10 protein-coding genes are annotated in these 14,926 nt (G+C 67.9%); 3 read left to right on the top strand and 7 right to left on the bottom strand.

All coding sequences use genetic code 11. The features are described 5' to 3' along the window. Positions 1–137: 137 nt before the first annotated feature. Positions 138–1,418: a 4-aminobutyrate--2-oxoglutarate transaminase gene (gabT, locus tag AB4112_RS22895; RefSeq protein WP_441723236.1), complete on the bottom strand. Its 1,281-nt coding sequence runs from the start codon at positions 1,416–1,418 to the stop codon at positions 138–140. Positions 1,419–1,537: 119 nt separating this feature from the next. Further along, positions 1,538–2,455 (bottom strand): LysR family transcriptional regulator, encoded by a 918-nt coding sequence (locus tag AB4112_RS22890; protein ID WP_441723234.1) that lies wholly within the window; start codon positions 2,453–2,455, stop codon positions 1,538–1,540. Positions 2,456–2,654: 199 nt separating this feature from the next. On the opposite strand from AB4112_RS22890, the gene AB4112_RS22885 reads away from it, so the two are divergent. The 3 genes from AB4112_RS22885 to AB4112_RS22875 all read left to right on the top strand — a co-directional run bounded on the left by AB4112_RS22885 (position 2,655) and on the right by AB4112_RS22875 (position 8,883). Then, on the top strand, positions 2,655–4,847 hold the full coding sequence (locus AB4112_RS22885; protein ID WP_309794067.1) for a calcium-binding protein: 2,193 nt from the start codon (positions 2,655–2,657) through the stop codon (positions 4,845–4,847). A 184-nt stretch (positions 4,848–5,031) separates the two neighbouring features. After that, positions 5,032–7,590, top strand: a complete 2,559-nt coding sequence (locus tag AB4112_RS22880) for a calcium-binding protein (protein WP_441723231.1) — start codon at positions 5,032–5,034, stop codon at positions 7,588–7,590. 129 nt (positions 7,591–7,719) lie between these two features. Then, a complete protein-coding gene (locus AB4112_RS22875; protein ID WP_441723229.1) occupies positions 7,720–8,883 on the top strand; it encodes an MFS transporter in 1,164 nt (387 codons plus the stop codon). On the opposite strand, the gene AB4112_RS22870 is transcribed toward AB4112_RS22875, so the two are convergent. From AB4112_RS22870 to osmF, 5 genes are all read right to left on the bottom strand, one after another. Next, positions 8,880–10,196, bottom strand: coding sequence for a glycosyltransferase (locus tag AB4112_RS22870; RefSeq protein ID WP_441723227.1), 1,317 nt, complete (start codon positions 10,194–10,196; stop codon positions 8,880–8,882). The two genes, AB4112_RS22875 and AB4112_RS22870, sit on opposite strands and share 4 nt — an antisense overlap. Positions 10,197–10,346: 150 nt before the next feature. Further along, positions 10,347–11,129: an ABC transporter permease gene (locus tag AB4112_RS22865; protein ID WP_309794073.1), complete on the bottom strand. Its 783-nt coding sequence runs from the start codon at positions 11,127–11,129 to the stop codon at positions 10,347–10,349. Further along, positions 11,126–12,049 (bottom strand): ABC transporter ATP-binding protein, encoded by a 924-nt coding sequence (locus AB4112_RS22860; RefSeq protein ID WP_309794075.1) that lies wholly within the window; start codon positions 12,047–12,049, stop codon positions 11,126–11,128. The genes AB4112_RS22865 and AB4112_RS22860 overlap by 4 nt, the downstream gene beginning before the upstream one ends. Then, the gene (locus AB4112_RS22855; RefSeq protein ID WP_309794076.1) at positions 12,046–13,209 is read right to left on the bottom strand and encodes an ABC transporter permease; all 1,164 of its coding nucleotides are present in this window, start codon (positions 13,207–13,209) and stop codon (positions 12,046–12,048) included. Before AB4112_RS22855 ends, AB4112_RS22860 begins: the two co-directional genes overlap by 4 nt. Positions 13,210–13,417: 208 nt before the next feature. Next, positions 13,418–14,359, bottom strand: coding sequence for a glycine betaine ABC transporter substrate-binding protein OsmF (osmF, locus tag AB4112_RS22850; RefSeq protein WP_309794078.1), 942 nt, complete (start codon positions 14,357–14,359; stop codon positions 13,418–13,420). Positions 14,360–14,926 lie beyond the last annotated feature (567 nt).

The raw sequence follows: 14,926 nt of genomic DNA, 5'->3' as shown, positions 1-14,926 counted from the left end.
GCTTTTTGCTCTGTCATCCTCGGGCTTGACCCGAGGATCCAGGGGCCATCGAGAGCGGCGCTTCGTGGCCCCTGGATTGCCCGCCTTGGACTTGATCCGAGGGCAAGCCGGGCAATGACGGTGAAAAGAGAGAAGGCTCAGCCCGCCGCCAGGGCCGTCTCCAGCACATCCAGCCCTTCGTCGACGATGGCGTCGCTGGCGGTCAGCGGCACCAGGATGCGGATGACGTTGGCGTTGACGCCGCAGGACAGCAGCACCAGGCCGTTCTCATAGGCCTTCTGGGTCACCCGTTTGGTGGCCTCGGCATCGGCGTCGTGGGTGCCGCGCGACTTGACGATCTCGAAGGCGACCATGCCGCCCAGGCCGCGGATCGACGCGATTGGCAGCAGGTCGTTGCGCCGCGACAGCGTCTCCAGTCGTGCCTTGATCCGGGCGCCGATGGCGTTGGACCGGTCCAGCAGCTTCTCTTCCTTGAACACCTCCAGCACCGCCAGCGCCGCGGCGCAGGACAGCGGGTTGCCGGCATAGGTGCCGCCCAGCCCGCCCGGGTCGGCCGCGTCCATGATCGGCGCCCGGCCGATCACGCCGGACAGCGGGAAGCCGCCGGCCAGGCTCTTGGCGACGCAGATCAGGTCGACCTCGACGTCGTAATGCTCCATCGCGAACATCTTGCCGGTGCGGCCGAAGCCGGTCTGGACCTCGTCGGCGATCAGCACGATGCCGTGCTCGTCGCAGATCCGGCGCAGCGCGCGCATCAGCTCGGGCGGCACCTCGTAGAAGCCGCCTTCGCCCTGCACCGGCTCGAGGATGATCGCGGCGACGCGCGACGGGTCGACATCGGCCTTGAACAGGAAGCCCAGGTGCCGCAGCGAATCCTCGACCGAGACGCCGTGATGGGCGACCGGGAACGGCACGTGCCAGACATCCGGCAGGGTGGGGCCGAGGCCCTTCTTATAGGGCACGACCTTGCCGGTCATGGCCGAGGCCAGGATGGTGCGGCCGTGGAAGGCGCCGGTGAAGGCGATGACGCCGGACCGGCCGGTGGCGGCGCGGGCGATCTTGATCGCGTTCTCGGTCGCCTCGGCGCCGGTGGTCAGGAAGATCGACTTCAGCGGGCCGGAGATCGGGGCCAGCGCGTTCAGCTTCTCGGCCAGCTCGATATACGGCTCGTACATCAGCACCTGGAAGCAGGTGTGGGTGAAGTTCTCCATCTGCGCCTTGACCGCGGCGATCACCTTCGGGTGGCAATGCCCGGTGTTGACCACGGCGATGCCGCCGGCGAAGTCGACATAGCGCTTGCCCTCGACGTCCCAGACCTCCGAGTTCAGCGCGCGGGCGGCGGAAATCGGTGTGGTGTGCCCGACTCCGCGTACGATTGCGGCGTTGCGGCGGGTGAGAAGCTCGGCATTGGTGGTCATGCGTGTCCTCGAATCTGGGGCTCAGGTCCGGACCGCGTCCCGGGATCGGGCGGTCCCATACAGAGTCGGTGCGGCAGGGCCGCTGCACAATCGCCTAGTTTGAACCCATCCGGTGTCTTTTAGGCACCATTTGCGGCCGGCGTGGCGAACAGCTCGCGCAGCCACTGCCGCAGCAGCACCAGATCGGCATCGTCCCAGCGCGCCGCCGCGGCCAGGAAATGATAGCCGCCGAGGCGGATGTCGGAGGGCACGACCTCGACCAGCGCCCCGGTCGCGACATCCTCGCCGGCCAGCACCGCATTGGCCAGGGCCACGCCCTGGCCCAGCCGCGCCGCCTCGATCGCCAGATGGGCGTGCCACAGCCGCGGCCCCCGCAGCGGCGGCACCTCGGCCACTCCGGCCCGGCACAGCCAGCGCTCCCACTGCTCGGTGGATTCCTCGTGGATCAGCGGCAGGTGCAGCAGGTCGGCCGGCGCCGCCACTTCAGGATAGCGGGCGCGGAAGGCGGCGCTGGCCACCGGGAAGACGCGCGGGCTGGACAAGAGCTCGGCGCGCACCCCGTCGGCCGGTTCGGCCCGCTCGAGATAGATGATCTCCGCATCGGCCCCGTCGGGCCCTAGCCCGGCGCGGGAAAAATCCGGCCGGGTCAGGGTCGGCAGCAGGGTGATTTCCTGCTCCGGCAGGCGGGCCTCAAGCTCCGGCAGCCGCGGCAGCACCCGGCGCGAGGCGACGCCGGGGGCGCACCAGATGGTCAGGGTCCGGCGCCGGGCCGCGGACAGCTCGGCGGTGGCGCGCTCGATCAGGTCCAGCGCCTGGGCGACCTGGACCAGGAAGCGCGTGCCCTCGGGCGTCAGGGCCAGGCCGCGGCCGGCGGGGCGCAGCAGCCGGGCGCCGATGCGCTGCTCCAGGTTGCGGACATGGCGCGACACCACGGTGTGGCTGACCGCCAGCTCCTCCCCGGCGGCGCGCACGCTGCCGAGGCGGCCGACGGCCTCGAAGGCGCGGAGCGCGACGAGCGGGGGAAGGCGGCGGGCCATGGCGGTCTCGGGGCAGCGATCGACAGCGCGCGAGCCTAGCACGGGCGGGGGTGCGGGGTCGGAGAGACCGTGTGAATTTCGCGCGAATGCGCCGAATCCGCATTGCCGAGCGTGATCGGACGATGGCTAAGATGATGGGAACGAATGCCGCAGGCTGGGACAACATCGGCCGGGGCATCGTGACCAGAAGGGGGAAATCATGGCGGTGTTCAGGGGCACGGCGGCGGCCGACCGGATTTTGGGCGGCGCCGAGGCGGACCAGATCCTCGGGCTGGAGGGCAATGACCGGCTCTACGGCATGGCCGGGAATGACGTGCTGTATGGGGGCGCCGGCGACGACGCCATGGTCGGCGGCGCGGGCGACGACACCTATGACGTCGATTCCACCGGCGATGTCGCGGCCGAACTGCCCAACGAGGGCATCGACCGGGTGCGGGCCTCGGTCAGCCACCATCTCGGTGCGAACATCGAGATCCTGATCCTGACCGGCTCGGCAGACCTTGTCGGCGCCGGCAACGCGCTGGACAACACCATCGTTGGGAATGCCGGGGCCAACACCCTGGCCGGCGCTGCTGGCGACGATGTGCTGATCGGGGGCGCCGGGAACGATGTCTACGATGTGGATTCGGCCGGTGACCAGGCGGTAGAGCGCGCCGGCGAGGGTCACGACCGGGTGCGGGCCTCGGTCAGCTTTATCTTGGGCGCCAATGTCGAGGAACTGGACCTGGGCGGCACGGCCGGCATCAATGGGACCGGCAATGGGCTGGCCAATCGGATCGTCGGGAATGCCGGGGCGAACCTGCTCGACGGTGGGGCCGGTGCGGATGTTCTGATCGGCGGCGGCGGCGATGACATCTACTTGGTGGATTCCGCCGGCGACCAGGTGGTCGAGGCCGGAGGGCAGGGGACGGATCTGGTTCGCGCCTGGGTCAGCTATGCGCTGGCAGGCAACGTCGAAATCCTGATGCTGATGGGCGTCGGCAACATCGGCGGCATCGGCAACGCTCAGGACAACACGATCTTCGGGAACGCCGGCGCCAATGCGCTGGATGGCGGCGCCGGGGATGATGTGCTGATCGGAGGGGCGGGCAACGACACCTACTACCTCGATTCGGCCAACGATCAGGTTGTCGAGGCCGCGGGTGGCGGGGCTGACCGGGTTTTCACCTCGGTCAGCCATGTCCTAGGCGCCAATGTCGAGGCGCTGACACTGACGGGCTTCGCCAACCTCAGCGGTACCGGCAACGCGCTGGACAACACCATCATCGGCAATGCCAGGGCGAACGCGCTGGATGGCGGCGCCGGCGATGATGTGCTGACCGGCGGCTCCGGGAACGACGTCTACACGGTAGACTCGGTCGGCGACAGGGTCGTCGAAGCGGCCGGTGAAGGCGTCGACCAAGTGCAGGCGTCGGTCAGCTACCGTCTCGGCGCCAATATCGAGACCTTGATCCTGATCGGCATTGCCGACATCAACGGGGTCGGCAACGATCTGGCCAACGCCATCACCGGCAATGCCGGGGCGAACGTGCTGAATGGCGGTGCCGGCGACGACACGCTGATCGGCGGTGCCGGGGACGACATCTATATCGTCGATTCCAGCCAGGATCGTGTGATCGAGACGGCCAATGGGGGAGTCGACTGGATTCGCTGTACAGGAGACTACGAGCTGGGAGACAATGAAGAAAATCTAATGTTGATCGACAATATGGTAATCACTTTGCTAACTGGAAATAGCTTGGATAATATTATTGTCGGAAATTCTGGATTTGATTGGATGCATGGCGGCGCCGGAAACGACACCCTGATTGGAAATGCCGGCCGCGATATACTCCGCGGTGAAAGCGGAAACGACATCATGCTCGGCGGGGCCGGTGACGATCAATATGATGTGGAGTCGACAGGTGATCTAGTGAAGGAGTTGGCTGGCGAGGGAATCGATCTCGTTCATTCCTACGTCAATTATAAACTCACAGATAACGTTGAAAATTTAAGTCTGGAAGGCTATGAGAATATCAGAGGGACCGGAAATGCATTGGACAACGATATAGTTGGCAACTCTCGCAATAACATTCTTTGTGGAAGTGGCGGTGCCGATCGTCTCACGGGCGACAGCGGTACTGACTGGTTTCTATTTGTTAGCACCTCTGACGGGCTGGATACCATAACCGATTTCAACAGATCTGAGGGAGACAAGCTAGTTTTCCATGGCTTACAACATGGCACTTTTGCCTATATCGGAGGGTCGGCATTCACTGCCGGGGGGCACAGCGAGGCACGGTTCGCGGGCGGACAGGTGTTCGTCGACACCGATGGCGATGGCACTGCCGAAATCACCGTCAACGTTACCGGGAACTATTACCTTCAGGCCTCGGATTTCGTGTTCTCCTGAAGCCGAGGTCGCGTAGGCGCATGAGCCTCCCGGGCGGCCAGCCTGAGAGATGGGCTGCGACCCGATGTGAATTTCCTCGAACGCGTCGTGTCGGGGGTTGCGGAGCGCGGACTAGGTTGAATCAGGCGCCGAATGGCCGAGGGAACATCGGCCGGGCGCGCCACGAATGGGGAAGGGGGGCATCATGGCGATATTCAGAGGCACGGCGGCGGCCGACCGGATTTTGGGCGGCGCCGAGGCGGACCAGATCCTCGGGCTGGAGGGCAATGACCGGCTCTACGGCATGGCCGGGAACGACGTGATCTATGGCGGCCCTGGCGACGACGGCATGGTCGGCGGGGCGGGCGACGACACCTATGACGTCGATTCCACCGGCGATGTCGCGGCCGAGTTGCCCGGCGAGGGCATAGACCGGGTGCGGGCCTCGGTCAGCCACCATCTCGGTGCCAACATCGAGATCCTGATCCTGACCGGGACGGCGGACCTGTTCGGCATCGGCAACGCCCTGGACAACACCATCGTTGGCAACGCCGGGGCCAACACCCTGGCCGGCGGTGCCGGCGACGACGTGCTGATCGGGGGCGGCGGCAACGACGTCTACGAAGTGGATTCGACCCGGGACCGGGTGGTGGAGGCGGCGGGCGAGGGCGACGACCGGGTGCGGTCCTCGGCCAGCTACGCCCTCGACGCCAACATCGAGACCCTGATGCTGACCGGGACGGCGGACCTCAACGGCTTCGGCAATGCGCTCGACAACACCATCGTTGGTACGGGCGGGGCCAATGTGCTGAACGGTGGTGCTGGCAATGACCTGCTGATCGGAGGTGCCGGCAACGATGTCTACGACGTGAATTCGTACGATGACGTGGTGGTCGAGCGTGCTGGCGAGGGCTATGACCGGGTGCGGGCTTCGGGCGGCTATCAACTCGGCGCCAATGTCGAGGAACTGAACCTGATGGGCAACGCCGACACCAACGGTTCGGGCAACGCGCTGGACAACACTATTGTCGGCAATGTCGCGGCCAATCTCCTGAGCGGCGAAGGCGGCAATGATGTGCTCATCGGTGCCGGCGGAGACGACCAGCTCAGCGGCAATGCCGGCAAGGACTCGCTTTTCGGCGGGGACGGCAACGACACCCTTTACGGTGACGAGGGAGATGACGTCCTGCGCGGCGAGGCCGGTGCGGATCGTCTGGTCGGCGGGGTCGGAAATGACATAATGGCTGGCGGCGCCGGCGATGATGTCTACGATCTGGTCGCCCCGGGCGATATCATCGTCGAGGCTGCGGGGGGCGGTATCGACGAGGTGATCGTCGGTTACGACTATACTCTCGGCGCCGAACTCGAAAATCTGACGCTGACGCAGTATGTGCGCGGAATCGGCAATGCGCTGAACAATGTCATGCGGGGCGGCACCTATCTCGACGGCGGGGCCGGGGATGACACGCTGATCGGTGCCGACACCTATGTCGTGGATTCCGTCGGCGATGTGGTCATTCACGAAAACAGCGGCTTTGCCAGCGGCACCATCAGGGCATCCGTCAGCTACACTCTGCCGGATTACGTCAAGACCCTGATCCTCACCGGCTCCGGCAATATCAACGGTACGGGCAATGCCCTTGATAACCAGATCTTCGGAAATGCGGGATTGAACATCCTGAATGGCGGTGCGGGCGACGATACGATCAACGTGAAGCCCGGGGATATTGTGGCCGGTGAATCGTACATCGGCGGTGCCGGTTGGGATGAACTATACGTGCCGTTCAGCTTCGGGCCCCTCGACGCTTCCGGCCCAGTGGATTTTACGCAGGTCTCGCTGTCCGGCATCGAGGTTCTTGGGCTGAATTTTCAGAGCGCGACCCTGACGTCGGCCCAGCTCGATGTGTTCAAGAGCCTGGATTCCATGTTTACGATTTCCATCGCGAATGGCGGAGTCGTGAACCTGTCCGATGCGATTTCGGTGGTGGTCAGCCAGTTCCAGCTGTCCGATAGCGGCAACATCCTCATCCTCCCGGGTGGGAGCGCCATGTTCACCACCACTGTCAAAGGCGGCGCGGGCAATGACGTGGTCATTTCCACTGCAGACAGAGGAGGGTTCTACGGCCAGGGCGGTGACGATGTGCTAAGTGGAACCGGCACCGCGGAGCACTGGTTCGACGGCGGGACCGGAAACGATCGCATGACCGGTGGAAGCGGCAACGATCACTATGAGGTCGACTCGTCGGGCGATCGGGTGGTCGAACTCGGGGGCGGTGGAAATGACGAAGTCTATTCCGCCGCAAGCTTTACCCTAGGTGACAATATCGAGACCCTGGTGCTGACGGGAAACCTGGCGATCAACGCTGTGGGCAGCGCGCAGAACAACCTGATCGTCGGAAACGATGCGGCCAACACCCTCCGCGGTGCAGCCGGCGATGACACACTCACGGGGCGCGGCGGTGCCGACATTCTGATTGGCGGTACGGGGGCCGACCTCTTCGACCTCCGGGACGGAAACGGGGACACTGTGGTGGATTTCAGCCATGCCCAGGGCGACAAGCTTGCCTTCGTGTGGAGCGGGAGCACCTCCTACCTCGGAGGTGGGGCATTCACGGCCGAGGGCAGTAGCGAAGTCCGGTTCGCCGCCGGACAACTGTTTGTGGATCAGAATGGTGACGGCGTCTCAGACCTCACGATCAACATGACAGGGATCACCTCTGCATCCCAGCTACAGGCGTCCGACTTCACCTTCCTGGGGTTCTGAACGACAGGCGGGGTGAGCGGTCTCGTTCCCCCCGCATTTCCCGAATGCTGCATTGCAGCATTCGTATGACAATTCGGCATCCTCAGCGCGCATCCTGAGGCGGTATCCCGTCACCCGGATTCCGCCTCCATGCCGCTGCCGCTCTTTGCCCTGGCCGTTGCCGCGTTCGGCATCGGCACCACCGAATTCGTCATCATGGGGCTGCTGCCCGACGTGGCGCGCGACCTCGGCGTCTCGATCCCGGCGGCCGGCATGCTGGTCTCGGGCTATGCGCTCAGCGTTACCATCGGCGCGCCGATCGTCGCCATCCTCACCGCGAAGCTGCCGCGCAAGCTCACGCTGATCGGGCTGATGGGCGTGTTCATCCTCGGCAACCTGCTCTGTGCCCTGGCGCCGAGCTACTGGACCCTGATGGCGGCGCGGGTGCTGACCGCGCTGTGCCACGGTGCCTTCTTCGGCATCGGCGCCGTCGTCGCCGCCAACCTGGTGCCGCGGCACCAGCGGTCGCGCGCCATCGCGCTGATGTTCTCCGGCCTCACCCTGGCCAATGTGCTGGGCGTGCCGTTCGGCACCTGGCTGGGCCATGCCGCCGGCTGGCGCGCCACCTTCGGCGCCATCGTGCCGATCGGCATCGCCGCTGCCATCGCCATCGCCGCCGTGCTGCCGCGCGACCGCGAGGCGCCGCCGGGCAGCCTGCTCAGCGAGTTCTCGGTGCTGCGCAAGCCGCAGGTGCTGCTGGCCATGGCGCTCAGCATCCTGTCCTCGGTCAGCCTGTTCAGCATCTTCACCTACATCACCCCGATCCTGGAGACCGTCTCCGGCCTCACGCCGCAGGGCGTCACCACCGCGCTGCTGCTGTTCGGCGTCGGCATCACCGTCGGCAACCTGTTCGGCGGCCGGCTGGCCGACTGGAGGCTGATGCCGGCTGTCATGGCCAGCTTCGCGGCGCTGGCCGTGATCTGCACCGTGTTCGGCCTGGCTGCGCCGATGATGGTGCCGGCGGTGGCCGCCATGGTGCTGTGGGGCGTGGTCCAGTTCAGCCTCGGCGCGCCGCTGCAGACCCGGGTGGTCGACCAGGCGCATGAGGCGCCGAACCTGGCCTCGACCCTGAACCAGGGCGCCTTCAACCTCGGCAATGCCGGCGGCGCCTCGCTGGGCGGCGCCGCGATCGCCGCCGGCATGCCTTATGGCCAGCTGCCCTATATCGGCGCCGCGGTGGCGGTGGTGGGGCTCGGCGTCGCCGTGCTGTCCTACGCCATGGAGCGGCGCAGCCGGGTGCCGGCGCTGGCTTAAGCCGCCGATCTGCGGGCGCGCGGGCGGACGATGCGCACGCTGCCCTCGACCAGCCGCAGCACCTCCGCCTCGGTGTCGATGCGGGCGAACTCCGCGGCCAGGCGCCGGGCGTGGTCGCGGTGGCGGGGCCCGTCCAGCACCGTGCGCACCGCGTCCCGCAGCGCCTCCGGCGTCGGAGTGTTGGTGGCGAGGTTGATGCCGGCGCCGGACCAGGCGATGCGGGCATTGATCTCGGTCTTGTCCTCGGTCATGCCGGCCCCCACCAGGGGAATCCCCGCCTTCAGCGCCAGGTTGACGGTGCCGTAGCCGCCATTGGTCACGATCACGTCGACCCGCGGCAGCAGCCGGTCGAACGGCAGGAAGGTGGCGGTGCGGGCATTGGCCGGGATCGGCCCGGGGATCGACGACACCGGCGCGCCGCCCGTGGTCGCCAGCACCAGCACATCCGGCTCGTTGGCCAGCCCGGCCAGGGTCGGGCCGATCAGCTGGCCGAGGTCGTAATTGGCCAGCGTCCCCTGGGTCACCAGCACCACGCGGCGCGAGCCGTCGAGGTCGCCGATCCAGTCCGGGTCCGGGGCGCGGGAGGGCGACAGCGGCAGCGTGCCGATGAAGCGCACATTCGGCGGCAGGGTGCGGCGGGGATATTCGAAGCCGGGCACCGTGGTCTGCAGGAACACGTCCGGCACGCTGACCACCGTGTCGAAATAGGGCAGGGTGGTCGCGGCGATGCCCTGCTCCGCCAGCCGGCGGTCGAGCCGGGCCTTCAGCGGGTCCAGGCAGGCGGCGTCAACCGCGGCGCGGATGGCGCGGTACTCGTCGCGCTGCGCATCGGTCTCGGCCGGCGGCAGGCCCGGGCCGTGCGGTGCCCCGTCGTCGCGCTCGGTGAACAGGAAATGCGGGCAGCTGTAGAGGATCGCCGGCCGCGGGCCGGGGCCGAGCAGCAGCGGGATGGTGCCGTGGAACATGGCGTCGGAGACGATGATGTCGGCCGGGAACTCCGCCAAAATCTGCCGCAGCCCCGCCACCTGCTGCGGCAGCGGCTCGATCAGGAAGTCGCCGACCTGGGCCTCGACCAGGCGCGGCCCGGGCGGGATCGCCCGGTGGCCGGGGTGCACGGCGAACATGTCGCGGGAATCGAAATCGGCGCCGGGCAGCAGCGGCACGAAGGACGCCCCGCTGGCCTCGACGGTGTCGCGCAGGAAGCTGCCGGTCGTCACCACCACCTCATGGCCGCGGGCCATCAGGATGCGGCCGATGGCCAGCACCGGGTTCAGATGCCCAACGAAGGGCGGTGCGGAGATCAGGACTTTCATCGGCGGGATCCTCTGCAGCCGCCCTCGCCGGCGGGCCGGAGCCTGGGGCGAGAGCCGATGCTGCACCCTAGGGGCGCGCGGATTGCCGAACGATGTCAGGGATTTGAAGATGGGCTACGGCCGTAACTGCCGCCTCGTGGCCAGACCGTCTCAGGCCCGTTTCCAGCTTTGCAGCGCCTGGGTCAGGCGGCCGAGGGCGAGGTCGACCAGCACCGCCAGGGTGCCGACCACCAGCGCGCCCTGGATGACATAGGCCAGGTTGTTGCCGTTCAGCCCGACGATGATCGGCGTGCCCAGGGTGCGGGCGCCGACGGTCGAGGCGATGGCGGCGGTGCCGATGTTGATGGTGACCGAGGTGCGGATGCCGGCCATGATCACGGGCGCCGCCAGCGGCAGCTCGACCGAGACCAGCCGCCGGGTCGCGCCCATGCCCATGCCCTCGGCCGCCTCGAGCGCCGCGGGCGACACCTGCTCCAGCCCGGCGATGGTGTTCTCCAGCACCGGCAGCAGCCCGTACAGCGACAGCGCGATCAGCGCCGGCCAGGCGCCGAAGCCCAGCAGCGGCACCGCGATCGCCAGCACTGCCACCGGCGGGAAGGTCTGGCCCATGGTGGTCACGGTCTCGACCAGGCCGCGGAACTCGGCGCCGGCCGGGCGGGTGACGAAGATGCCGGCGGCCACGGCGACCACGATGGCGATGGCGCTCGACGCCCCGACCAGCACGACGTGGGCCACCACCAGCGCCGGGAAGCTGTCGGCCTCGTAGAGCGGGCGCTCGAGCTGCGGGAACCAGGCGGCGAAGATCGGCTTGGCCCAGGGCAGGCCGAACACCAGCACGGCGAAGCCGAGGGCGAGCCACAGCAGCGGGTCGCGCCAGGGCCGCCAGCCCGGCCGCGGCGGCGCCAGGGCGGCAGGCGGGGCGGCCAGGGTCACTTCCGCACCAGGTCGTCGAGATGCAGCGCGCCCAGCGGCTGGCCATCGGCCGCGGTCACCGGCGCCCGCTCCGCGCCGCGCGCCACCAGGATCGACAGGGCGGTGCGCAGCGACGCCTCGGCGGCGATCGGCGCGCCCTCGGCGGTCTCGCCGGGATGGACCCGCTGGGCCACGGTCTCGATCGACAGCAACTTCAGGCCCAAATCGTCGCGGCCGATGAAGTCGCGCACGAAGTCGTTGGCCGGCGCGCTCAGGATCTCGCGCGGGGTGCCCAGCTGGATCAGCCGGCCATGGTCGAGGATGGCGATCTGGCTGGCCAGCCGCAGCGCCTCGTCCATGTCATGGGTGACGAAGACGATGGTCTTGCCGGTCTCGCGGTGGATCCGCGCCATCTCGGCCTGCAGCGTGTCGCGGGTGATCGGGTCCAGCGCGCCGAACGGCTCGTCCATCAGCAGCACCTCGGGGTCGGCCGCCAGGGCGCGGGCGACGCCGACCCGCTGCTGCTGCCCGCCGGACAGCTGGTGCGGGTACTTCTCGGCGAAGCGGGGGTCGAGCTGCAGCAGGTCGAGCAGCGCCCGCACCCGGTCGTCGACCTTCTGCTTCGGCCAGCCCAGCAGGGCCGGCACTGCGGCAATGTTGCGGGCCACGGTCCAGTGCGGGAACAGGCCGATCGACTGGATGGCGTAGCCCATGCGCCGGCGCAGGGTCTCGACCGGGATCTGGGTCACGTCCTCGCCATTGACCCGGATGGTGCCGCTGGTGTGCGGGATCAGCCGGTTGATCATCTTCAGGCTGGTCGACTTGCCCGAGCCGGAGGACCCGATCAGGGCGCAGAACGCACCCTTCGGGATGGTCAGGGTCAGGTCCTCGACCGCGGCGTAGCTGTCGAAGATCTTGCTGACATGGTCGAACTCGATCACGCGGCTCTCCCCGGCGAAGACGGTGTCTGCAGGGCGGCGACCAGGATGCGGAACAGCGCATCGACCAGCACCGCCATCAGGATGATCGGCAGGGCGCCGAGCAGGACGAGGTCGAGGGCGTTGGCGAACAGCCCCTGGAACATGATGGCGCCCAGCCCGCCGGCGCCGATCAGCGCCGCCACCGCGGCCAGGCCGATCGACTGGATCAGGGTGATGCGCAGGCCCGACAGGAACACCGGCAGGGCCAGCGGCGCCTCGACCTTGCGGAAGATCTGCCGCCTGGTCATGCCGATGCCGCGGGCGGCGTCGATCACTCCGGCATCGACCTGGTCCAGCCCGGCCGTGGTGTTGCGGGCGATCGGCAGCAGCGAATACAGGCACAGCGCGATCACCGCCGGGGCGGTGCCGACGCCGCTGATGCCCAGCCACGGCAGGGCGGCGGACAGCGCCGACAGGGGGGCGATCAGCAGGCCGAACAGGGCGATCGACGGCACCGTCTGGATGATGCCGAGGATCGAGAAGATCGGCGCGCGGGCGGCATCCGAACGGTGGGCGGTGATGCCCAGCGGGATGCCGATCAACAGTGTCGGCAGCAGCGCCATGCCGACCAGCACCAGGTGGCGCAGCACCTGCGGGCCGAACACGCCGTGCTGCTGCACGTATTCTTTCATCAGCGACAGCTGGTCCAGCGCGCCGCCGGCGATCAGCGCCGCCACCGGCAGGGCCAGCAGCAAAGCGGGGCCGAGCCGGGCGAGCGGCGGCAGCCTCAGCCGGCGGCTGGCATCGGCTGCGGCCAGCAGGGCGGTCAGCGCCAGCAGCCAGAAGCCGGCGCCGAGCGAGGTGCGGGCGGAGGAACGGGCGCCGACGGCCAGCAGATCGGCCTGGGCGCCGGCCAGCCACAGCAGGCCGATGGCGATGCCGATGCCGATCAGCATCTGCGCCACCAGCGCCGCGCGACGCGGCGGCACCAGGGCGCCGGCCAGCAGCAGCGCTGCGGCGGCGACCACCAGCGGCCCCCAGGGCCCGGCGAGGTCCAGCGCGGCGATCGGCCGGCCGGACAAGAGGCGGTTGGGGGCGTTGGTCAGCAGCGGCAGCGCCAGCACCCCGGCCAGCGCGACCACGCCCAGCACCAGCAGCACCCGGTTGCGGATGACGGTCATGGCGGTCCCCATCCTGAGGGGCCGCTGCTGTTCGAGTCCCCCCTCCCCCTGCGGGAGGGGGATAGGGGGAGGGGGTTGCCGCAGCCCGAGCCGGCCGACGATGGCGTGACGGCGCGAACCCCCTCCCCCTGGCCCCCTCCCACGAGGGGAGGGGGGACTAGGGAAGGAGCTGGCGTGGTGGGCACCGGCCTTTCCGTCCCGGACCGTCTTACTTCACGAAGCCCTTGGACTTCAGGTACTCCGCAGCCACCGCCTGCGGGTCCTCGCCATCGACGGCGATCTTGCCGTTCAGCTCCTGCAGGGTCTTGAGGTCGAGCGAGGCGAAGACCGGGGCCAGCGCGTCCTTGATCTTCGGGTTCTTGGCCAGGCTGTCGGCGCGGATGGTCGCCGCCGGCTCATAGACGATCTGGGCGCCCTTGCTGTCGTCCAGCACCACCAGGCCCACCGAGGAGATGGCGCCGTCGGTGCCGTACACCATGGCGGTGTTGACGCCGGAGGTCTGCTCCGCCGCGGCGCGGATGGTCGCGGCGGTGTCGCCGCCGGCCAGGGTGACGATCTGGTCCTGCTTCAGCTTGAAGCCGTAGGTCGACTGGAACGACGGTAGGGCCGCCGGGCTTTCGACGAATTCGGCCGAGGCGGCCAGCTTGACCCCGCCGCCGCCATTCACCCATTTGGAGAAATCCTCGAGCGTCTTCAGCTTGTTGCTGTCGGCCACCTCCTGGCGCACCGCCAGGGCCCAGGTGTTGTTGGCCGGCGACGGGGTCAGCCAGATGATCTTGTTCTGGGCCTCGTCCAGCTGCTTGACCTTGTCGTAGCCGGCGGCGCCGTTCTTCCAGGCCGGATCGGTGTCGATGTTGAAGAAGAAGGCGCCGTTGCCGGTGTATTCCGGATAGACGTCGATCTCGCCGGCCAGCAGGGCGCTGCGCACGATCTTGGTGGTGCCCAGCTGCAGCTTGTTCTCGGTGGCGATGCCGTTGGCGTCCAGCACCTGCAGGATGATGCTGCCCAGCAGCCGGCCCTCGGTGTCGATCTTCGAGCCGACGCGGACCGCATCGGCCGCCATGGCGCCGGACGCGCCCAGCAGCCCGGCGCCGATCGCGGCGCCCAGTGCGGCCGTTTGGAGGATGCGCTTGAACGGACGGGTGGTCATGACGCTGTGCCTTCTCTGTTCGGCCCGGGCGGGATGGGGAGGCGGTGCCGCCTCTTCACCAATATCCCACAGGCTGGCTGGTTCCGATGCGGCGAGCCAGCAGATTAAATGACGCTTCGTTGGCGTCAATTGAGGATTAAAAATCGCGCAGATTTTGTGGAAATGGGGTGGGAAGGGCCGGCGCGGGGGCACCATCGCCCGCTTCGCCGTCGGGCAGCCTTTCGCGTCGCCGCTCCTGCGTGGCGGGACCTTTCGGAATTCCCAACACCGTCATTGCGAGCGTAGTGAAGCAATCCATCGGGCCGCTCATGCGGCCCGATGGATTGCTTCGTCGGCTTCGCCTCCTCGCAATTGTCTGTTGGAAAGAGGGTAGAAAGGATCATTCCGCGAGAGCGGGATGCCCCGGTCCGGGTGGCCACCCGGACCGGGGCGCGGAAAGACAGACCGCCTCGCAATCGGGCTCGACGCCCGTCGTCATCCGGGTCGTCTTTCCGCTTCCCTGGCCACGCTTGATGAGTTGAAGGGGCCTCTTCGTCCCACCGGCGAACGCCCGCAGACAATCACAAG

The sequence above is a fragment of the Inquilinus sp. 2KB_23 genome (assembly GCF_052115705.1).
Taxonomy (GTDB): Bacteria; Pseudomonadota; Alphaproteobacteria; order DSM-16000; family Inquilinaceae; genus Inquilinus; species Inquilinus ginsengisoli_A.
Note: the sequence above shows the minus strand (reverse complement) of the source record. Positions and strands in the feature narration are given on the sequence as shown.

Coding starts and splice junctions, on each gene's coding strand:
- AB4112_RS22880 (WP_441723231.1), top strand. CDS start 5,032: ATGGCGATATTCAGAGGCACGGCGGCGGCCGACCGGATTTTGGGCGGC.
- AB4112_RS22875 (WP_441723229.1), top strand. CDS start 7,720: ATGCCGCTGCCGCTCTTTGCCCTGGCCGTTGCCGCGTTCGGCATCGGC.
- gabT (WP_441723236.1), bottom strand. CDS start 1,418: ATGACCACCAATGCCGAGCTTCTCACCCGCCGCAACGCCGCAATCGTA.
- AB4112_RS22870 (WP_441723227.1), bottom strand. CDS start 10,196: ATGAAAGTCCTGATCTCCGCACCGCCCTTCGTTGGGCATCTGAACCCG.
- AB4112_RS22855 (WP_309794076.1), bottom strand. CDS start 13,209: ATGACCGTCATCCGCAACCGGGTGCTGCTGGTGCTGGGCGTGGTCGCG.
- osmF (WP_309794078.1), bottom strand. CDS start 14,359: ATGACCACCCGTCCGTTCAAGCGCATCCTCCAAACGGCCGCACTGGGC.
- AB4112_RS22885 (WP_309794067.1), top strand. CDS start 2,655: ATGGCGGTGTTCAGGGGCACGGCGGCGGCCGACCGGATTTTGGGCGGC.
- AB4112_RS22890 (WP_441723234.1), bottom strand. CDS start 2,455: ATGGCCCGCCGCCTTCCCCCGCTCGTCGCGCTCCGCGCCTTCGAGGCC.